Annotated in this window: 17 protein-coding genes; 8 read left to right on the top strand and 9 right to left on the bottom strand. The window is 63.9% G+C overall.

Annotated elements, in window-relative coordinates; genetic code table 11:
• Positions 1-123 precede the first annotated feature (123 nt).
• From clpX to tig, 3 genes are all read right to left on the bottom strand, one after another.
• The gene (gene clpX, locus ACEUCR_RS00370; RefSeq protein WP_041996937.1) at positions 124-1,398 is read right to left on the bottom strand and encodes an ATP-dependent protease ATP-binding subunit ClpX; all 1,275 of its coding nucleotides are present in this window, start codon (positions 1,396-1,398) and stop codon (positions 124-126) included.
• Between the two features lie 69 nt (positions 1,399-1,467).
• Positions 1,468-2,091: an ATP-dependent Clp endopeptidase proteolytic subunit ClpP gene (gene clpP / locus ACEUCR_RS00365; RefSeq protein WP_041996934.1), complete on the bottom strand. Its 624-nt coding sequence runs from the start codon at positions 2,089-2,091 to the stop codon at positions 1,468-1,470.
• Between the two features lie 86 nt (positions 2,092-2,177).
• A complete protein-coding gene (gene tig / locus ACEUCR_RS00360; protein WP_408787436.1) occupies positions 2,178-3,488 on the bottom strand; it encodes a trigger factor in 1,311 nt (436 codons plus the stop codon).
• 440 nt (positions 3,489-3,928) lie between these two features.
• Here tig and ACEUCR_RS00355 point away from each other — a divergent pair, with 440 nt between their 5' ends.
• Both ACEUCR_RS00355 and yfbR read left to right on the top strand, forming a co-directional pair.
• Complete coding sequence (locus ACEUCR_RS00355; RefSeq protein ID WP_041996928.1) at positions 3,929-4,363, top strand: YccF domain-containing protein; 435 nt, start codon at positions 3,929-3,931, stop codon at positions 4,361-4,363.
• A gap of 86 nt (positions 4,364-4,449) precedes the next feature.
• Positions 4,450-5,040: a 5'-deoxynucleotidase gene (gene yfbR / locus ACEUCR_RS00350; protein ID WP_041996925.1), complete on the top strand. Its 591-nt coding sequence runs from the start codon at positions 4,450-4,452 to the stop codon at positions 5,038-5,040.
• A gap of 79 nt (positions 5,041-5,119) precedes the next feature.
• On the opposite strand, the gene lolE is transcribed toward yfbR, so the two are convergent.
• From lolE to ACEUCR_RS00335, 3 genes are read right to left on the bottom strand one after another with little or no spacing between them, the layout of a single operon-like run.
• Positions 5,120-6,361, bottom strand: a complete 1,242-nt coding sequence (lolE, locus tag ACEUCR_RS00345; protein ID WP_041996922.1) for a lipoprotein-releasing ABC transporter permease subunit LolE — start codon at positions 6,359-6,361, stop codon at positions 5,120-5,122.
• Positions 6,361-7,059: a lipoprotein-releasing ABC transporter ATP-binding protein LolD gene (gene lolD, locus ACEUCR_RS00340; RefSeq protein ID WP_162625740.1), complete on the bottom strand. Its 699-nt coding sequence runs from the start codon at positions 7,057-7,059 to the stop codon at positions 6,361-6,363. Before lolD ends, lolE begins: the two co-directional genes overlap by 1 nt.
• A 40-nt stretch (positions 7,060-7,099) precedes the next feature.
• The gene (locus tag ACEUCR_RS00335) at positions 7,100-8,335 is read right to left on the bottom strand and encodes a lipoprotein-releasing ABC transporter permease subunit (protein WP_041996917.1); all 1,236 of its coding nucleotides are present in this window, start codon (positions 8,333-8,335) and stop codon (positions 7,100-7,102) included.
• Positions 8,336-8,673: 338 nt separating this feature from the next.
• Here ACEUCR_RS00335 and ACEUCR_RS00330 point away from each other — a divergent pair, with 338 nt between their 5' ends.
• On the top strand, positions 8,674-9,249 hold the full coding sequence (locus ACEUCR_RS00330; protein WP_408787435.1) for a PilZ domain-containing protein: 576 nt from the start codon (positions 8,674-8,676) through the stop codon (positions 9,247-9,249).
• 99 nt (positions 9,250-9,348) lie between these two features.
• Positions 9,349-12,819: a transcription-repair coupling factor gene (gene mfd, locus ACEUCR_RS00325; protein WP_408787434.1), complete on the top strand. Its 3,471-nt coding sequence runs from the start codon at positions 9,349-9,351 to the stop codon at positions 12,817-12,819.
• A gap of 104 nt (positions 12,820-12,923) precedes the next feature.
• On the opposite strand, the gene nfo is transcribed toward mfd, so the two are convergent.
• Together nfo and ACEUCR_RS00315 are read right to left on the bottom strand one after the other, a co-directional pair.
• Positions 12,924-13,766 (bottom strand): deoxyribonuclease IV, encoded by an 843-nt coding sequence (gene nfo / locus ACEUCR_RS00320; RefSeq protein WP_408787433.1) that lies wholly within the window; start codon positions 13,764-13,766, stop codon positions 12,924-12,926.
• 185 nt (positions 13,767-13,951) lie between these two features.
• Positions 13,952-15,988 carry a glycoside hydrolase family 3 protein gene (locus ACEUCR_RS00315; protein WP_408787432.1) on the bottom strand — a complete coding sequence of 679 codons (2,037 nt, stop codon included), beginning with the start codon at positions 15,986-15,988 and terminating at the stop codon, positions 13,952-13,954.
• 231 nt (positions 15,989-16,219) lie between these two features.
• Here ACEUCR_RS00315 and ACEUCR_RS00310 point away from each other — a divergent pair, with 231 nt between their 5' ends.
• The 3 genes from ACEUCR_RS00310 (at position 16,220) to ACEUCR_RS00300 (ending at position 18,832) form a co-directional block, all read left to right on the top strand.
• Complete coding sequence (locus ACEUCR_RS00310) at positions 16,220-17,230, top strand: helix-turn-helix transcriptional regulator (RefSeq protein ID WP_408787431.1); 1,011 nt, start codon at positions 16,220-16,222, stop codon at positions 17,228-17,230.
• Positions 17,231-17,427: 197 nt separating this feature from the next.
• Entirely contained in the window at positions 17,428-18,246 is an 819-nt protein-coding gene (locus ACEUCR_RS00305; RefSeq protein ID WP_408787430.1) for an MASE1 domain-containing protein, read from the top strand.
• Complete coding sequence (locus ACEUCR_RS00300) at positions 18,131-18,832, top strand: GGDEF domain-containing protein (RefSeq protein ID WP_408787429.1); 702 nt, start codon at positions 18,131-18,133, stop codon at positions 18,830-18,832. Before ACEUCR_RS00305 ends, ACEUCR_RS00300 begins: the two co-directional genes overlap by 116 nt.
• A gap of 34 nt (positions 18,833-18,866) precedes the next feature.
• Here ACEUCR_RS00300 and ACEUCR_RS00295 read toward each other — a convergent pair whose 3' ends face one another.
• Positions 18,867-19,766: a LysR family transcriptional regulator gene (locus ACEUCR_RS00295; protein WP_408787428.1), complete on the bottom strand. Its 900-nt coding sequence runs from the start codon at positions 19,764-19,766 to the stop codon at positions 18,867-18,869.
• 116 nt (positions 19,767-19,882) lie between these two features.
• On the opposite strand from ACEUCR_RS00295, the gene ACEUCR_RS00290 reads away from it, so the two are divergent.
• Complete coding sequence (locus ACEUCR_RS00290; protein ID WP_408787427.1) at positions 19,883-20,641, top strand: SDR family NAD(P)-dependent oxidoreductase; 759 nt, start codon at positions 19,883-19,885, stop codon at positions 20,639-20,641.
• Positions 20,642-20,699 lie beyond the last annotated feature (58 nt).

Below are 20,699 nucleotides of genomic sequence, written 5' to 3'. Positions count from 1 at the left end.
TTATACCGTTGGCAAAGCGCTTGGCTGAGTATATGGGGGCGTAAAGATGAGATTCAATCGCCTTGGCCGTAAAAAGCAAGAAAGGGGCAAAAAGCCCCTTTCATCTGATTAAAAATCAGTCTGTTACTCGGATGCAGCCGCCTGGGTATCATTATTTTCGTAGATCATCAGGGGCGCGGAATCGCCCTTGATCACCGTCTCGTCGATCACCACCTTGCTGACCCCATCCAGGGACGGCAGGTCATACATGGTATCGAGCAGCACGGCTTCGACAATGGACCTCAGACCACGGGCACCCGTCTTGCGCTCCATCGCCTTGCGGGCGATGGCGTTCAGGGCGTCGTCACGAAACTCCAGCTCCACCCCTTCCAGATCGAACAAAGCGGCATATTGCTTGGTCAGCGCGTTTTTCGGCTCTTTCAGGATCTGGATCAGGGCTGCCTCGTCCAGCTCGGTCAGGGTCGCCACCACCGGCAGACGGCCGATGAATTCGGGGATCAGACCGTACTTGATGAGATCTTCCGGCTCTACCTTGGCGAAGGTTTCGCTCAAGGTCGCCATGGCGTCCTTGGATTTCACCTCGGCGCCAAAGCCGATCCCGGCCCCCTTGCTGGAGCGCTGTTCGATCACCTTGTCCAGACCGGCAAAGGCACCGCCACAGATGAAGAGGATCTTGGAGGTATCGACCTGCAGGAACTCCTGCTGCGGATGCTTGCGGCCCCCTTGCGGCGGCACGGAGGCGATGGTGCCTTCGATCAGCTTGAGCAGAGCCTGCTGCACCCCTTCCCCGGACACGTCACGGGTGATGGAGGGGTTGTCCGACTTGCGGGAAATCTTGTCGATCTCGTCGATGTAGACGATACCGCGCTGGGCCTTCTCCACGTCGTAGTCGCACTTTTGCAGCAGCTTCTGGATGATGTTCTCCACGTCCTCGCCCACGTAACCGGCTTCGGTCAATGTGGTAGCATCGGCCATGGTGAAGGGCACATCCAGCAGGCGGGCCAGGGTCTCGGCCAGCAGGGTCTTGCCGCTACCGGTCGGGCCAATCAGCAGGATATTGGACTTGCCGAGCTCGACGCCACTGCCATCGCCGCTGTTACGCAGACGCTTGTAGTGGTTGTAGACGGCCACGGCCAATACCTTCTTGGCATACTCCTGCCCGATGACATAGTCATCCAGGTGCGCGCGGATCTCGTGAGGAGTCGGCAGGGCATCGCCATCACGCTTGGGAGAGATCTCGCGGATCTCTTCGCGGATGATGTCGTTGCACAGCTCGACACACTCATCGCATATGTAGACGGAAGGGCCAGCGATCAGCTTGCGCACTTCATGCTGGCTTTTGCCGCAAAAAGAGCAGTAGAGCAGCTTGTCGCCCTCACCCTTGCGTTTCTCTGTCATTCAGCAACCTCGTTGTATCAATAGAGGATGATCGGTCTGCTGAGTTTATAACAGACCGGTGTACCCTGCTTAGCCGCGCTGGTTGAACACGCCGTCCACCAGGCCATAGGCCATCGCCTGCTCCGCCGACATGAAGTTGTCACGGTCGGTGTCGCGCTCTATGGTGGCCATGTCCTGACCGGTGTGGAATGCCAGCCGCTCGTTCAGGGTATTCTTGATCTTCAGGATCTCCTGGGCATGGATCTGGATGTCAGATGCCTGGCCCTGGAAGCCGCCCAGGGGCTGGTGGATCATCACCCGGGCGTTGGGCAGGCAGAAACGCTTGCCCTTGGCACCGCCAGCCAGCAGGAAGGCACCCATGGAGCAGGCCTGCCCCATGCACACTGTGCTCACGTCCGGCTTGATGAACTGCATGGTGTCATAGATGGACATGCCTGCGGTCACGGCGCCGCCCGGGGAGTTGATATAGATGGAGATGTCTTTATCCGGGCTCTCGGACTCCAGAAACAGCAGCTGGGCCACCACCAGGTTGGCCATGTGATCCTCGACCTGACCGGTCAGGAAGATCACCCGCTCTTTGAGCAGACGGGAATAGATATCGTATGAACGCTCCCCCTTGGCAGTCTGCTCGACCACCATGGGGATCAGGGCATTACGGGGAGAATCTGTCACGTCGTTATAGTTTTTGTACATAAGGCATTGTCCCTAAAATAAAATGGCCCGGGTGGACATCACACGAGCCATTATACTTAACAGTTTTGACCTTAAGTCAAATGTTCTTAGGCAGCGGCGCCGGACTTGTTGATCACGTCGTCAAAGGCCACTTCTTTTTCGGTCACTTGCGCCTTGGACAGGATCAGGTCGATGGCTTGATCTTCAACCGCCAGGTTGCGGACGCCGTTCAGCATCTGCTCGTTCTTCTGGTAGTACTCGATCACTTCCTTCGGATCTTCGTAGGCGGTGGCCATGGATTCAATCAGTGCGGTCACGCGCGCGTCGTCGGCCTTGATCTCGTTGGTGCGGATGACATCACCCAGCAGCAGACCGACGCGAACACGGCGCTCGGCCTGGGCCTGGAACAGCTCGGCCGGCAGCTCGGGCGCGTTGCCGCCCTGGAAGCCACCGAAGCGCTGCAGGGCCTGCTGACGCAGGGTGTCGATCTCTTGCTCGACGGCAGCCTTGGGCAGATCGATCTGGTTGGCTTCAACCAGGCCGTTCAGCACTTGCTCTTTCACGCTGTTTTTCAGGGCCTGGGCCAGCTCGCGCTCCATGTTCTTGCGCACTTCGGCTTTCAGGTCTTCCACGTTGCCGCTCTCGATGCCGAAACGCTTGACGAACTCTTCGGTCATCTCGGGCAGCACCTGGACTTCAACCTTGTTCAGCTTGGAGGCAAACTTGGCCGCCTTGCCTTTGAGGTTTTCGGCGTGGTAGTCGGCCGGGAAAGTCACCTCGATGGTGAACTCGTCACCGGCTTTCTTGCCCAGGATGGCATCTTCAAAACCCGGGATCATGCGGCCGGCGCCCAGTTCCAGGGTGAAGCCTTCGGCCTTGCCGCCGTCGAACTCTTCACCGTCGATGGAACCGACGAAGTCCATGGTCACACGCATGCCGGCAGCGGCAGCGGTGTCAGACTCGGACCAGGTGGCGTGCTGCTTGCGCAGGGTGTCGATCATGTTGGCCAGATCTTCGTCCTTGACGGAAGCAATCGGCTTCTCGACCTTGATGGACTCCAGACCGGCGACTTCGAACTCGGGGTAGACTTCGAAGGTGGCGGTGAACTCGAAATCCTGACCTTCTTTGATCTCTTTCGGATCCATGGTCGGGGCACCGGCCGGGCTCAGTTTGTTCTCGATGATGGCCTTGATGAAGTTGCTCTGCATCATGTCGTCGGCAACGCGGGCATGGGCCATGGCGCCGAACATCTTCTTGATGATGGCAACCGGAGCCTTGCCAGGACGGAAACCGTCGATGCGACGGGTCTTGGCCAGGCCATTCAATTCTTTACGCACGGCGGCATCAACGGTGGCAGCCGGTACAGTGATGGTAAGACGGCGTTCCAGACCTTGGGTTGTCTCTACAGAAACTTGCATTCTTTTACCTCGTTCAACTCAGCACTGTGTGCTGACCCTTTATTGCCCCTGGGTCGAGACCCGGAGTCTTCCTGTTTATAAAGACAACGACTGTCTTTGTGATGAGAAAATATGACGCGACATTATAGCGGCGCACTTTGGTCGCGTCGAGCCGCAGAGCCCCACATCCATGCCCTTCGCGGCGCAAAACAGCGCTCGGGAGAGACAAATCGTGCAATTCTGTGACCGATATGGGGCGCCCGGATACCGACTTCAAGGGCAAAGGGGCCAATAATTTGGTCTCGGTCCGGTTTTTTTGCGTCAATGGCGCTAAAAAGGCATCGAGCGGGCCCGGCTGCGACCGCGATTGTCCATCGGGACAAGGGGGGCCTCATTCACATATTGCGTCCCCTGCCCCGCGCGGCTATGGTGGCAAACTATCTGGTTCTGGAGTCAAACTGATGAGTTTCTTTCGTTTTGTGTTCAATCTGCTGTGGTTCCTGCTCGGCGGTGTCATCATGGGACTGGCCTGGTGGCTGGCGGGATTGCTCTGTTTCGTCTCCCTCATCGGCATTCCTTGGGGCCGCTCCTGCTTTGTCATCGGCACCTTCACCTTCTTCCCGTTCGGCAAGCAGGCGGTGAGCCGCAAGAGCATGACGGGTCAGGGCGACATAGGCACGGGCACGCTCGGGATGATAGGCAATGTCCTCTGGTTCCTGGTGATCGGCATCTGGCTGGCCATCGGCCATATCGCCTCGGCCCTGGCCTGCTTCGTCACCATCATCGGCATTCCGTTCGGCATCCAGCACCTCAAGCTGGCGCTGATTGCCCTGGCCCCCATCGGCCAGATGGTGGTCACCAATCAAGAGGCCGAATCCGGCCGTTATATCCGCTGATCCCGGCAGGTGCCGTGACGGGAAAAAAAGGGCAGACTGAGGTCTGCCCTTTTCATTATCCGTTTCATCTCTCTTGTGAGGTCACCATGCTGCCCAGCCACTTCTTTGCCAACCTATCCCGCATGAAGCTCATCTACCGCTGGCCCCTGATGCGCAATGTCCAGCCGGAGAACATCGCCGAGCACAGCCTGCAGGTCGCCATGGTGGCCCATGCCCTGGGGCTCATCCACAACCGATTGTTTGGTGGAAGCGTCGATGCGGATCGCGCCGCCGTCATGGCCCTCTACCATGACAGCAGCGAGGTGCTGACCGGGGACCTGCCCACCCCGGTCAAGTATTTCAATCCTGAAATTGCACGGGAATACAAGAAGATAGAGTTAGCCGCCGAGCAACGCCTGCTGGCGCTCCTGCCGGCGGAGCTGGTGGAGGATTATCGCCCCCTGCTCGACTCCGGCGCCCAGGACGACGCCCTCGCCCGACTGGTCAAGGACGCCGACACCCTGTGTGCCTATACCAAGTGCCTGGAGGAGATCAACGCAGGCAACCGGGAATTCGAGCCGGCGAGGAAACGCCTCGAGGCCATGCTGGAGGCGCGCATGAGCCCGGCCATGCGCTACTTCATCGACGTGTTCGTGGCCAGTTTCTCCCTGCCCCTCGACGAACTCAACGCCCACTGAGGCGCCCATCCCGCCCAGACGACAGGGCCCGCCGGTTGCGCCGGCGGGCCCTGTTTCATTGCTCGGGTCAGAGACGAGGTCAGTGTCCCAGCTCCCGGGAGGGCACCAGGCCACTCGCCCGCCAGGCGGGGTAGAGGGTGGCCGCCAGGCTCATCAGGATGGCCGCCCCGGTGACGATGACCACGTCCTGGCCATGGAGCTCGGTGGGCAGGAAATCGATGAAGTAGATATCCGGGTTGAGGAAGCGATGGCCGATCACCCCCTCGATGGCGCTCAGGATCTGGGTCAGCTTGCTCGACAGCAGGCTGCCGAGCAGGGCGCCGAGCAGGGCCCCCGCCACCCCGTTCACCATACCCTGGATGACGAAGGTGAGCCTTATCTGGCCCGGGCTCGCCCCCATGGTCTTCAAGATGGCGATCTCGCTGCGCTTCTCGTTCACCGCCATCACCAGGGTGGAGACGATGTTGAAGCAGGCCACCGCCACCACCATCAGCATCACCACGTACATGACGGTGCGCACCATCTGGATGTCCTGATAGAGATAGCCCTGGCTGTTCATCCAGCTGCGGATATACACGTGATGGGGGAATTGCTGCGCGGCGGCCACAGTGATGGATTGCGCCTTGAGCACATCGTCCACCTTGAGGCTGAAACCCTCCACATCGCTGCCCATGGCGGTGATGGCCTGGGCATCTTCCAGGTGCATGAAGCCGAGCAGGCCGTCAAGCTGGCCGCCGAGTTCCAGCAGGCCCACCACGTGCAGCGCCTCGCGCCTGGGGTTCTTTATTCCCGTCGTATCGCCCCCCTGGGGCAGCAGGATGGCGACCGGATCGCCGATCCCCACCCCCAGCTTGTCGGCGATGGCCTTGCCGAGGATCACCCCCCGCTCACCGCCCTTGAGCTCGCGAAAACCCCGCCCCGTCATGAAGTTGCCGGCATCGGAGAGATTGGCCTCGAGCTCGGGCAGCACGGCGCGCAGCTGCACCCCCTTGAGGGCGCTGCCATGTTCGAGCAGGCCGTTCAGGCGAATGACGGGGGCGGCGGCCTCGATGCCGGGCTGGGCCAACAGGTAGTCTCTGAGCCTCGGCCAGTCGGGAAGCGGCCTCTCCACCGCATCCAGCTCACCGTGGGGGATGACGGAGAGCACCCTGTCTTTGAGCTCCCGCTCGAAGCCGTTCATGGCGGACAGCCCCAGGATCAGCGCCATCACCCCGAGGGCGATGCCGATGAGGGAAGACGCGGAGATGAAGGCGATGAAGCCGTTGCGGCGACGGGAGCGGCTGTAGCGCAGGCCCAGGAACAGGGGCAGCGGCTTGAACATCAGGCGACCTCCGCCATGATGCCGCTCACCAGGGTCACCCGGCGATGGAGCTTGGCGGCCAGACTCAAGTCATGGGTCACCACCACAAACGCCGTGCCCAGCTCGCGGTTGAGCTCGCACAGAAGCTCGTAGACGGCGGTGGCGCTGGCGTGATCCAGGTTGCCGGTCGGTTCGTCCGCCAGCACCAGGCTGGGCTCGTTGACCAGGGCCCGGGCGATGGCCACCCGCTGGCGCTCGCCACCGGAGAGCTCGGAGGGACGGTGATGGAGGCGATGGGAGAGCCCCACCCGCTCCAGCATCTTGCTCGCCTTCGCGCTGGCCGACGCCACGGACTCCCCGGCGATGAGCAGCGGCATGGCGGTGTTCTCCAGGGCGGTGAACTCGGCAAGCAGGTGGTGGAACTGATAGACGAATCCCAGCTCCTGGTTGCGAAAACGGGCCTGGGTCCGGCTGTCCCAGCGGTGGATATCCTCCCCCTTGAACAGCACGGCGCCGCTGGAAGGGTTGTCCAGCGCCCCCATCAGGTGCAGCAGGGTGGTCTTGCCCGACCCCGAGCTGCCGACCACCGCCAGCATCTCGCCGGGGGCGACACTGAGATCGATCCCCTTGAGCACCTGGGTCTGCAGTTCGCCCTCCTGATAGACATGATTCAACGCCTGACAACGCAGCAGGGGTTCACGGGACTGGGGGTCATTCATAACAGGGGCTCCACTTGCACCAGCAACAACAGAAGATGAATCATTCATAACGCAATGCCTCGGCCGGTTTCACCCGGGCCGCACGGGCCGCCGGATAGAGGGTGGCGCCAAAGCTCAGCAAGACGGCGCCACCCAGGATGGTGGCCACCTGCATCGGCTCGACGATGACCGGCAGGCCACTGCCGCCCGCCGCCATATAGAGATTGAGCCCAAGCCCATTGAGCAGGGGGTTCAGCCCCAGGGTCAGGGCCAGCCCGGCCAGGGCGCCAAACAGGGCGCCGATCACCCCGCTGGAGGCGCCGAGCACCATGAAGATCCTGACTATCCCAGCCTCGTTCATGCCCATGGTGCGCAGTATGGCCACCTCCCCTTCCTTGTCGGTCACCACCATCACCAGGGCGGAGAGAATGTTGAAGGTGGCCACCGCGATGATCAGCACCAGCATCAAGCCCATCATTCGCTTCTCCATGGCCACGGCCTGGAACAGCTCGCCGCGCTCGCGGCGCCAATCCTGCCATTGATAACCTGCGGGCAAGGGGGTCTTGATCACGGCGTCCGCCGCGAAGGGATCATCGAGCCAGAGTCGCAGACCGCCGATGGTCTCGGGAGGCAGACGCAGCAGGCGCTGGGCATCCGCGAGGGCGATCAGGGCGATTTGATCGTCCACGTCGGCGCCCACCCCGAAGATGCCAGAGACGGTGAAGATACGCTGGGCCGGTACCCGGCCAAAGGGAGTGAAGCGGGTCGCCTCGGTCAGGATGAGACGCACCGGATCCCCCAGCCCCACGCCGAGGCGACGCGCCACTCCCTGCCCCAGCACTATCTGGTACTCCCCCCCCTTGAGGGAGTCGAGCCGCCCCCCCAGCATCTGGGAATGCAGTATGTCCTCTTTCGGCCAGCGGGCGGGGTCGATGCCCTGCACGCTCACCCCGGTCAGCTGACCCGGGCTTTGCAGCATGCCTTCGCTGTCGAGCATGGGGGCCGTGGCGACGACGTGGGGCAGCTTGGCAAGGTCGGGCAGCCCCTCGGGATGGGCATCGATGCGGCCAGCCTGACTGGTCAGCACCACATGGGGGATCACCCCGAGGATGCGTCCCTTGAGCTGGCCTTCGAAGCCGTTCATGACGGAGATCACCACCATCAGGGCGGCGACCCCGATGGCGATGCCAAAGGTGGAGAACAGGGAGATGAAGGAGACGAAGCGATTACTGCGCCGTGACCCTGCATAACGCAGGCCAATGGCCAGCGAAAGGGGCTGAAAAAGTCCAGTCTTCAAGGATATCTACGTTGCCAACAAAATAAGATGCCGGATAATAGGGTCTGTTGACGCCTCAACGCAAGCCGCGTTGCTGCGCCAAAGGGTGCCGAGGGAGGGGCCCGGCCACGGCCATGGCCCCCGGTCAGCCCCCGCTGGCAAGCGGGCAGGCCGAGTGGGAAAAGCCAACCTCGCCAGGCAGACGAGTGGCGCCAGGCGCCGCCACCTGACACCTCATCGCGGCAGTCCGGCTGACACAGGCCAGAGCGAGACATAGCACCCGGCTCCCATCGCCATGGCCACATATCCATGAACACTTATCCATGAACACTTATCCATGAACACAAGGGATAGCCTACATGCAGGAACAGTTTTTCAACGTCACCCATGCCACACCGGTCAATGTGATCCCCCTGCCTAGCGACTACCCCTTGCCGAGCGAGCAGGCCCTGGAGGCCGAGCTGCCCGAACCCTTTCGCATCGCCAGTGCCATCAGCACCGCCGACATGGCCGCCACCCGGCTCATTCGCAACCAGAGCGACGCCGTGCAGGATCTGGTGGAGATCATCAACCAGCAGTCCCGCAAGATAGACATGATCATGAGCTATGTGCTGGCGGCCCAGGATCACCCGGAGCAGCGCTTTCATACCCTGACCTTCGGCGCGGGCCAGCTCACCTACCTGCACCCAATGCAGGGCCATGGCCAGGCCCCCACCCAGGGGCAGCTGGTGCGCCTCAAGATCTTCCTGCGCGACGAGGCCGCCGCCGTCTACTGCTACGCCCGGGTCCGGGAGGTCACGGCCGGCGAGCATGGCCTGCATGTCGGCCTCGACTATGTCCGCATTCGCGAGGAAGACCGCGAGCTGCTGGTGCGAGCCAGCCTCCACGTCCAGTCGCGCCAGCTCAAGGCCCGCGCCCAGGAACGGCTAGGCTAGCAACCCCCCGCCAGCCGGTCGCGCCCCGCCCGATCGGCTGATCCCGGCACCGGCCCCCGGGCCCAGGTGCAAACGGAACAAGGTTCAAGACGAAGAGTGATGAGATCCCTAACCCTACCCCAGCTGCCCGCCACCGCGGGCCAAAAAAGCACCCTGGGCCAGCTCCATGGCAGCGCCCTGGCCCTGGTGGCCGCCGAGCTCACCCGCAGCAACACGGGCCCGACCCTGCTGATCACCGCCGACACCCCGAGCGCCCTGCGCCTCGAGCAGGAGTTGCGCTACCTGCTGGCCCAGGCAGACGATGCCCCCTGCCCCGTGCTGCTGTTTCCGGACTGGGAGACCCTGCCCTACGACACCTTCTCCCCCCATCAGGACATCATCTCCCAGCGGCTGGAGGCCCTCTATCAGCTGCCCCAGATGCAGCGGGGCGCCCTCATCGTCCCCATCTCCACCCTGATGCTGCGCTGTGCCCCCCAGGCGTATCTCGACAAATACAGCCTGATGGTCAAAAGCGGCCAGCGCCTCAACCTGCAACAACTGAGAGGGCGTCTGGCCACGGCGGGTTATGTGGCGGTGGATCAGGTGCTCGAGCATGGCGAGTTCGCCGCCCGCGGCTCCCTGCTCGATCTCTTCCCCATGGGCAGCAACCACCCCTATCGCATCGACTTTTTCGATGACGAGGTGGACTCCATCCGTCCCTTCGACCCCGAATCCCAGCGCTCCCGCGAGCCCGTCCCTGCGGTCAGCCTGCTGCCGGCCCGGGAGTACCCCACCGACGAGGGGGCCATCGAGCTGTTTCGCGGCCAGTACCGGGAGCTGTTCGAGCTGTCCCGGGCCGATGGCTCCATCTATCAGGAGGTGAGCAAGGGGCGCTGGCCGGCGGGGATCGAATACTATCTGCCGCTCTTTTTCGAGCAGACCGCCAGCCTGTTTGACTATCTGCCACCCCAGACCCGCCTCATCACGGTCGGGGAGATCTACCCGGCCGCCCAGGGCTTCTGGAACGACGTACAACAACGCTACGAGGAGCGGCGCTGGGACACCAGCCGCCCCCTGCTCGAGCCCGCCCGCCTCTATCTGCCGGTGGAGCAGCTGTTTGCGGCCCTCGGCCAGTATGGCGCCGTGCGCCTGCAAAGCGCCCCCTGCCAGGGCGGCGCCGGTCAGTTCGATCTGCCCTTCGCCCCCCTGCCCGAGCTGCAACTGGATCACAGCAAGGAGCAGCCCCTGCTCGCCCTGGAGCAGTTCCTGCGAGGGTTTGCCGGGCGCACCCTGTTCGTGGTCGAGTCCGAGGGGCGGCGCGAGGTGTTGCGGGACCTGCTGGCCCGCATCGGCCACCAGCCCCCCGAGTCCGCCAGCCTGGCGGCCTTCCTCGCCGGGAGCGACAGGATGGGCATACTGGTCGGCCCCCTGGAGCGCGGCTTCTTGCTGCAAGAGAGCGGCCAGGAGGCGCTCGCCCTCATCACGGAGAGCGAGCTGCTGGGCGGCAAGATCCGAAGCAAGCGCGCCCGGGAGAAGAGCAAGAACTTAAGCTCGGAGGCGGTGATCCGAAACCTGGGCGAGCTGACCCAGGGTCAGCCCGTGGTGCATCTGGATCACGGGGTCGGCCGCTATCTCGGCCTGGAGACCCTGGACGCCGGCGGCATGCCCACCGAGTTCCTCACCCTGGAATACGCCGGGGGCGACAAGCTGTTCGTGCCGGTCACCAGCCTGCACCTCATCAGCCGCTACACGGGTTCGGATAACCCCCCCAGCCACAAGCTCGGCGGCGAGGCCTGGAGCCGCGCCCGGCGCAAGGCGGCGGAGAAGGTGCGCGATGTGGCCGCCGAACTGCTGGACGTCTATGCCCTGCGGGCGGCGCGCAAGGGGTTCGCCTTCAAGCACGACAAGGAGAGCTATCGCCAGTTTGCCGCCGGCTTCCCGTTCGAGGAGACCGAAGACCAGCTCAATGCCATCAATGCGGTGCTCGGCGACATGTGCCAGGCCAAGAGCATGGACCGCCTGGTGTGCGGCGACGTGGGCTTTGGCAAGACGGAAGTGGCGATGCGGGCCGCGTTTGTTGCGGTCCATGGCGGCAAGCAGGTGGCGGTGCTGGTGCCCACCACTCTCTTGGCCCAGCAGCACTACGACAACTTCCGCGACCGCTTCGCCAACTGGCCGGTGCGGGTGGAGGTACTGAGCCGCTTCCGCTCCGCCAAGGAGCAGACGGCCGTCTTGAAAGAGCTGGCGGAGGGCAAGGTGGACATCATCATAGGCACCCACAAGCTGCTGGGCTCGGATCTGACGTTCAAGGATCTGGGGCTGCTCATCGTCGACGAGGAGCACAGATTCGGGGTGCGCCAGAAGGAGAAGATCAAGGCGCTGCGGGCCGACGTGGACATCCTCACCCTCACGGCGACGCCGATCCCGCGCACCCTCAACATGGCCATGTCCGGCATGCGGGATCTCTCCATCATCGCCACCCCGCCCGCCAAGCGCCTCGCCATCAAGACCTTCGTGCGCCAGCAGGATCCCGCCGTCACCCGGGAGGCGGTGCTGCGGGAGCTCAAGCGGGGCGGTCAGGTCTATTACCTGCACAACGATGTGGAGAGCATAGAGAAATGCGCCAATGACCTAGCCCAGCTGGTGCCGGAGGCGCGCATCGGCATCGCCCACGGCCAGATGCGCGAGCGCGACCTTGAGCGCATCATGTCGGACTTCTACCACCAGCGCTTCAACCTGCTGGTGTGCACCACCATCATAGAGACCGGCATCGACGTGCCGAGCGCCAACACCATCATCATGGACAGGGCCGATCATCTGGGGCTGGCCCAGCTGCACCAGTTGCGGGGCCGGGTCGGGCGCTCCCACCATCAGGCCTATGCCTACCTGCTCACCCCCCATCCCAAGCTGATGACCAAGGATGCCGCCAAACGGCTCGACGCCATCGCATCCCTCGAAGATCTCGGCGCCGGCTTTGCGCTCGCTACCCACGATCTGGAGATCCGGGGCGCGGGCGAGCTGCTTGGCGACGACCAGAGCGGCCAGATAGAGTCGGTGGGTTTCACCCTCTACATGGAGATGCTGGAGCAGGCGGTGGAGGCCCTCAAATCAGGCAAGGAGCCCTCTCTGGATCAGCTGATGAGCCAGCACACCGAGGTGGAGCTGCGCCTGCCGGCCCTGTTGCCGGACAGCTATATCCCGGATGTCAACATGCGCCTGTCCATGTACAAGCGCATCGCCAGCGCGGCGGACGAGCAGGAGCTGCGGGAGCTCAAGGTGGAGCTCATCGATCGCTTCGGCCTGCTGCCGGACGCCACCAAGACCCTGTTCGACCTCGCCGGTTTCCGCCAGCGGGCGGCGGCCCTTGGCATCAAGCGCCTGGAGATGAACGAGCGCGGCGGTTATCTGGATTTCACCCAGGAGACCCGGGTCGACCCCACCTACCTGGTCAAGCTGCTCAGCGAACAGCCCAGGGTGTTCAAGATGGACGGCCCGACCCGGCTGCGCTTCCAGGTCCCCACCCAGGACAGGGTCACCCGGTTGCAGCGGGTCGACGGTCTGCTCAAGGATCTCGCAGCCCACGCCGCTTGATGGCCCGCGCCCCGGCAGCGAGACGCGTCGGGGACGCCAAAGGCAGTACCGCCATAAAAAAGAGGCCCCGCATTGGGGCCTCTGTTCGTTGCATCGCCTGATCCTCAGGGGGCCAGACTGCGCAGCCAGCGTATCTCCTCGCCCCAGATGGACTCGTCGATGGTCTCGAGGATCAGCGGGATGCCGTCGAAACGCGCGTCGTTCATGATGTGGTGGAACACCGCCTCGCCGAGGTTGCCCTCCCGCAGGCTGTGGTGGCGGTCGACCCGGCTGCCGAAGGTACACTTGGCGCCGTTGATGTGCATCCCCTTGAGGTACTCGAACCCCACGATGCGGTCGAAGTCGGCAAACACCGCCTCGCACCCCTCGGGGGTACGCAGATCGTAACCGGCGGCGAAGGCGTGGCAGGTGTCGAAGCAGACGCCGACCCGACTCTTGTCCTCTACCCCGTCGATGAGGGTGGCCAGGTGCTCGAACGACCAGCCGAGGTTGGTGCCCTGGCCTGCGGTATTCTCGATCACCGCCGTCACCCCTTCGCTGCGCTCCAGCGCCCAGTTGATGGACTCGCTCACGAGCTTGAGGCTCACCGCCTCGGGGATCTGCTTGAGATGGCTGCCCGGGTGGAAGTTCAGGTAGCACAGCCCCAGTTGCTCGCAGCGCTTCATCTCGTCCAGGAACGCATCCCGGGACTTGGCGAGGGCATCGGGGTCGGGATGACCCAGGTTGATGAGGTAGCTGTCGTGGGGCAGGATCTGCTCGGGGCGAAAGCCCTCCTTCTCGCAGGCGGCCTTGAAGGCGCGAATGCTGGCCTCGGAGAGGGGCGCCGCCTGCCATTGGCGCTGATTCTTGGTAAACAGGGCGAAGGCGTTGGCCCCGATGGCTTTGGCCCGGGCGATGGTGTTTTCCACCCCGCCCGCCGCACTGACGTGGGCTCCGATAAATTTCATCTTGTCTCCTCTGCGCTTGCTGGGCGCGTCGCCTCGCGAGTATGTCAAGGCCGCGAGACGCGCCACCCCCTGATGGGGCGCCATTATGCCCAAGCCCGCCCCTTGCGCCAAACCGGGATTGTCGATGGGGGCAATGGAAAAGGCGCCCGCAGGCGCCTTGATGAGAGACAGAACATCCCTGTCCGTCAATAGGCCAGACCGGCACCATAGGGGTAGAGGGGGCTTTGTGAGTCCTTGGCCACGTCCGGGGACTGGGCCAGCACCGCCTGCCAGCTGGAGGGCAGCTCGAAGGGGAGCTTGCCGCGTGCCTTCTGGGTGCCGCTGATGACATCGAACAGGGCCTGATCCAGGGCGCCGAAGTTGGCGAGCAGCACCCGGGCCGCCGGGGCCACCTCGGTCAGGATGGCGGGCCTGTCCAGATAGACGGAGAGCACCAGGGGCACCCCGGCCTGCTCGATGGCCTGGATGGCGGCATAGTCATCCGCGCCGCGGTAGACCCCTTCATGGGCCGTCTCCTGCACCACCTGATCATTGCTGGCAAAGCCGAGCTGACCGAAGTGGATGCTGCCAAACGGGAAGCGGGGATCCTGCTCCCCCGGGGCATTGACCCGCACGATGGCAAGCTCCGCCTCGGCCAGGTTCGTTACCACCGTATAGCCGTTGGCCCTGGCCACCTCGGCGTTGACATTGTGCAGGTAGACCCGCTTGCCGTCCGCCTTTTGCGGCAGCAGGGCCCCCTCGTTCTTCAGCAGCACGTGAGACGCCGCCTGGGCGGCCTGGGCCTCCTGCTGGAACTCGGCCTTGCCCACCAGGGCCACCGCGGCCTCGGCATCCACATAGGGATTCTCAAAGAGCCCGAGGGCGAACTTCTGTTCCAAGATCCGCTCGGCCGAGGTGGTGATGGCCGCCTCGGTCACCAGACCGCTCTGCACCGCCGCCAGCAGGGGCGCCGGATCTTCCACGCCACCGAACTGATCCACCCCGGCGTCGATGGCCTTGGCATAACGCTCGGCCTTGGTGAGCTTCTCCACGCCCCAGGACATGCCAAAGGGCACGGTCCAGGGGCTCACCCCGGCATTGACTTCATCCTGGGTCAACCCCTGCTCGCAGCGGCTGTCACAGTCATTGACGATGCCCCAGTCGCTCAGCACCACGCCGTCAAACTTGAAGTGGCCCCGCAACAGATCCGTGATGATCTGGCGGTTGAAGCCAAACCCCACCTCCTCGACGGGCTGCCCATCCTGGGTCAGGCCCAGGGGCATGGCGTAGTAGGGCATCACGGCGGCCACCCTGGCCTCGAAGGCGCCCTCGAAGGGCACCAGGTGGTAGGCAAACTGGCCGCCGGGGTAGATCTGCTCCTTGCCCCAGGGGTTGTGGGCATCCAGCCCGTCCTTCTGGGGACCGGCCCCGGCGAAGTGCTTGACCACGGTGACCACGCTCTCCTTGCCTATCCCCTCGCTCCCCTGCTGGAAGCCCTCGATGTAGGCCTTGACCAGGGACTTGGCGAGCAGGTTGTCTTCCCCGAAGGTGCCGTTGATGCGGCCCCAGCGCGGCTCGGTCGCGAGATCCGCCTGGGGCGAGAGGGCCTCGTGGATGCCGACGGCACGGTACTCCTGACGGGCGATGTCGCCAAAGCGCTGCACCAGGGCGGCATCGCCGATGGCGGCCAGCCCCAGGGTCTCGGGCCACTGGGAGAAGGCCCCGGCACCGATGCTGGTGGCGTTCGGATCATGGGTGAAGTGGTTGCGGGGATCCGTGCTCACCGTCATGGGGATGCCGAATCCCACTCCTTCCAGCAGGGCCTGCAGGGTGTTGTTGTCCGCGGCGATGGCCGCCGGATCACCGGCCATGCGGGTGATGAAGGTGTTGACCCCGTCCTCTCGCAGCATCTTGTCCATGGCCGCGAGGTTCACCCGCCCCGCCCCGTCCAGCACCAGGGTGCCGTGCATCATCAGCCCTGCCTTCTGGGCCAGGGTGAGCCTGCCCACCAGATCCCGGGCCCGCTCGGCGGCGCCGAGGCGCCAGTCCTCGTAGGGGGTCAGGGTGCCGCTGCCATCGAGATCCTTGAATTGCAGGCCGTCCTGTTCGATGAGGGTGACGGTGCGGTGGCCCAGAACGGGCTGCTCGGGCTTGGGGGTGGAATCGTTGTCGTTGCACCCTGCCAGCAGCAGGGCCCCGATGGCGAGGGCGACACGGGTTCGGGAGAGCGAGTGGTGTTTCATTGTTGTTATCTTCCTTGTGTGTGTAGGAGTCGCCACTCTATGCAAAAGCGGCCCCTCTCACTTGCCCGTCGGGTGCAGGAAGTTGCCGGTTGGGAGCAGGATTGAAAAGTGTGAAAAGGGTTGCAGGGTTACCCTTGGTTACAAATCTGAAACATGAAAGCGGCGCTGGCTCACGGCAATCCGCCGCCGTTGGCCGATGATGGTGGGCCACCGCTGACAAGGATTTTTGCCGTGAAGACCGTCTCCAACCGGATTGCCCTGCACTGCCTCAACCACTGGCAGGCCCGCGGGCGGGATCCTGCTGCCCTCCTGCACCCCTGCGGCATCGCCCACGAAGAGCTGCTGATCCCCCAGGGGCGGCTCGACACCGGGCGCCACTTCCGGCTGCTGGCCGGGGCAGCCCCCCACGTGGATCTGGCCCTCGACTGGACGCCCCCCGCCCTCCCCGGCCTCTTTGCCGACTTCATGTCGCTGGCGAGCCTGTGCTGCAACGCCGCCACCCTTCGCCAGGCCCTGCACTTCTTCCTCGCCTACCGCCCCCTCATCGGCGAGAGCGACGAGATCCGCCTGCAAGAAGAAGAGGGACAGGCCAGGGTAAGCTACCACTCGGAGTCCGATCACCCGGACGTCATCGCCCTGAGCAGCCTGGCCAACCTCTGCCACCTCTATGCCCTGCTCCAGTTCTACCACCCGGGCCAGGGGCTGCTGGTGCTGCCCACCCCGGTACGCCCCAGGCTGTGGCGTGAGCTGGCAGGCTGGCTGGAAGGGCGGTTGCAACAGGGGGCGGCCTTCGAGCTGCGCTTTCCCGCCGCTTTGCTCGATCTCGCCCACGGGCAGTGCAACCTGCCCCTGCAACCCCTGCTGCTCGGGGAGCTCGACCGGCAGATGGCCCAGCTTCGCCCAAGCAGCCGCTACCGGGACAGGGTGATGGCACTCATCCGCCAGCAGCTGTGGCAAGAGAGCGCCGAGGCCTCCTCTCTGCTCGATGGGGTGTGCGAGCACCTCAAACTGACCCGCTGGACCCTCAACCGCCATCTGCGGGAGGAAGGGTGCCACTTCTCAGGCCTGCTGGAGCGGGTGCGCCGGGAGGAGGCCTGCCGCCTGTTGCAGGATCCCGCCCTCCCCCTGCAGAGCGTGGGGGAGCGCCTGGGTTTTGCCAGTCAGAGCAGCTTTACCCGTTTCTTCAAGGAGGCGTTCGACCAATCCCCCAGCCAGTATCGCGCCCATCGCTACCGGGGCTGAGATGGCCGATGGGTTGCCATGCCTGACTCGGCCAGCGGGGGCGGACTGGGATCCCAGGCCCGCCCCGGTGTGCCTGGGACGTTTTGAGAGAAGATGCGCGAGCTCACAGAGGTGAAGTATTTGAATTTACTCAATTTAGTTACTGAGAGAGATTGGCTATAGTAGGACCACTGGCCCCACAAGACACGATCAACGGATTGAATAAACGATTCCCCCCCCTGCCCCCGGTCTGGCGCAAGCAGCTGACCCTTGGGCTGGCCTCCTTGTGCTATCTCCTCACCGGCTGGGTAGGGCAGACCCTGTTCAGCCTGCACCCCGCTAACATCACGCTGATCTGGCTCCCTTCCGGGATTGCCCTCATCATGCTGCTCAACTGGGGCATGACATCGCTTCTCTGGATATGGCTCGGCAGTTTCCTGCTCAATGTCGGCGGCATGACGGTAGAGGGCGCCCTGCCCTCCTCCCTCGGGCACACCGCCATCGCGGCGCTGATCGATACCCTGGCCCCCGCCCTTGCCTTGTACCTGCTGCGCCGCTTTCTCCCACTGGGGACCCGCAACGCCAACGACCTCATCAAGCTCGTGCTGCTGGCCGGTGTGGTGCCCATTTCGATCTCCAGCCTGCTGCTGACCTGGAATCTGGTGCTGGGCCACTACATCGCCGGATCGGCCTGGGTCGCCATGGCCAAGATGTTCTTCCTGGCCGATATCCTCGGCATCATTCTGGTGTACCAGATCCATACCGGCTGGCAAGATCCCCATGCCTTGCGCATCGTCCGCCTGCGCCACCTGGTACTGCCCCTGGCCGGTCTGTCACTGTTTGGCATCCTGGGGCTGGGTACCCAGAGCAGCTGGTTGATCTATCTGATGCCCCCCCCTGCTGATCATTCTGGCGTTCGAAGTGAGCCGCTTCTATCTGAGCATCTTCAGCGGCCTCACCATGCTGTTCATCATACTGGCCACGGCCCATGGCCTAGGCCCCTTCATCCATCTGACCCCGGAGGAAACCAATACTGAGATGATGGCCTTCGTCTTCTCGTCCACGCTCACCATCTTCGGTGTCTCGCTGCAACGCGCACAACTGCACCGCACCGAGCAGGACAAGCAGACCGCGGAGAAGCAGGCCAGTTACGATCCCCTGTCAGGCCTGCTCAACCGTCGCGGTTTCATGCCGACCCTGGCCCGGCTGGACAACCAGGGCCGCCGCTACTGCGTGGCCATGCTGGACATAGACAACTTCAAGTCGATCAATGACAACCATGGTCACAGGGTGGGCGATCGGGTGATCCAGATCCTGGCCCAGATCATCCACAATCGCTGCCGCAGCCAGGACATTACGGCGCGGATCGGGGGGGAGGAGTTTGCCCTGGTATTGGTCGATATTGCGCCAGACGAGGTCGAGCCCTTGCTGGAGGCGATCCGCAGCACCCTTGCCAACATGTCCATCGTGGCCGAGCAGCAGACCCTCTACTGCACCATCAGCATTGGCTGGGCCGACAGCGCATCGGGGCATGACGGGGAAACCCTGCTGCATCACGCCGACCTTGCCCTCTATCAGGCCAAGTCGGCAGGCAAGAACCGCATCGTCGCCTTTTCCGGTTGACGGCCCAGCTCCTTGCAGCAGGCCGCTGCCCCCGCTACGCCAGTGCCTCTTCCAGCACGTCGGCCAGCCACTGGATGAAGGCCTGCACCCTGGGGGCCAGCTGGCGACGGTGACCATAGAGGACATGGATGGGCAGAGGGGGCGCCTGCCACTCGGGCAGTATGGCCACCAGCTCGCCCCTGGCCAGCAGGGAGCTCACCCCGTGTTCGGGCAGCTGTATGATGCCAAGCCCCGCCAGGGCCGCGGCCAGGTAGCTCTCGCTGTCATTGACCGTCAGGGCGCCGGCCATGGGGTAACGCTCGGCACGGCCGTCGGCCCCCATGAACTCAAACCCGCCCGGCTCGCGCCCCAGATCGTGGCCATAGTGGATAAGCTGGTGGCGGGACAGCGCCGCCAGTGTGGTCGGTATCCCATGCCGGGCCAGGTAGGCCGGGCTGGCACAGTTGATCTGCCGCAGTTCCCCGAGCCGGCGCGCCACCAGACTCGATGATTCCAGCGCCCCGACCCGTACCACGCAGTCAAAGCCCTCGCGCACCAGATCGACCCGCCTGTCCGTGGTGCTCAGCATCAGGGTCAAGGCCGGGTGCTGACTCAAAAATGCCGGCAACCGGGGGATCACCAGCAGCCGGGCCAACCGGCTTGGCAGATCGACTCGCAAGCGCCCGCCCAGCTGCCGGGTCTGCTGGAACAATCCCTGCCACTCCTCCACATCCGCCAGCAGATCCTGGCAACGTTCATAGCAGAGCCGCCCATCTGGGGTGAGCTGCACCCGGCGCGTGGTGCGCTGCAACAGGCGGGTGCCCAGGCGCTCCTCGAGGCGACGAATGGTCAGTGACAGGGTCGCCTTGGGCACCGCCAGCTGATCGGCGGCGCGGGTAAAGCTCTTAAGCTCGGCTACCCTCACAAACATGCGCATGGCATCCAGTTGGTCCATCTCGGTCATTGTTCATGTAAATGGAACATTGCATCCAGTATGCCCAGCTTTATCCATGTTTGAAGGGAAAATATAGTCAAGACGTCCGATAGACCCAGTCAACCCAGGAGCTCATCATGCCCAATCCCATTGCCCTCATCACAGGGGCCAGCCGCGGCCTTGGCCGCAACACGGCCCTCACCCTGGCCACCCGCGGGGTCGATCTCATCATCACCTACCGCCACCAGGCACAGGAGGCGCAGACGGTGGTCGACGCCGCCCGCGCCTTCGGGGTCCAGGCCCATGCCCTGATGCTGGATGTGGGCGAAAGCGCCAGCTTTCAGTCCTTTGCCGAGCAGGTGCATCAACTGCTGCAACAGCAGTGGCAGCAGACCCGGTTCGATTTTCTGGTCAACAATGCCGGCATCGGCATCAGTGCCCCCTTCGATCAGACCACGGAGCAGCAGTTCGATACCCTGATGAACATCCACCTCAAGGGCACCTTCTTCCTCACCCAGCAGTTGCTGCCGTTGCTGCGCGATGGTGGGCGCATCGTCAACCTCTCCACCGGCCTGACCCGCTTCGCCCTGCCTGGCTACGCCGCCTATGCGGCCATGAAGGGGGGCATAGAGGTGCTCAGCCACTATCTGGCCAAGGAGCTGGGCCCCAGGGGGATCGCCGTCAACGTGGTGGCCCCGGGCGCCATCGAGACCGACTTTGGCGGGGGTATGGTGCGCGACAATCAGGGAGTGAACGATTTTCTTGCCAGCCAGACGGCTCTGGGCCGGGTCGGCCGCCCCGATGACATAGGGGGCGCCATCGCCGCCCTGCTGGCGGAGGAGTGCCGCTGGATCACCGCCCAGCGCATCGAGGTGTCCGGCGGCATGTTCATCTGATGGAGAGGCCCACCCGCGAGAAGAGGTGCCCGGCGGCACCTTTTCTCCATCAAGGCCC

Origin of the sequence: Aeromonas bivalvium (assembly GCF_046078285.1) — a bacterium.
Classification (GTDB): Bacteria; Pseudomonadota; Gammaproteobacteria; order Enterobacterales; family Aeromonadaceae; genus Aeromonas; species Aeromonas bivalvium.
The sequence above is the reverse complement of the archived record's forward strand: the minus strand, read 5'-3'. Positions and strand labels throughout refer to the sequence as shown.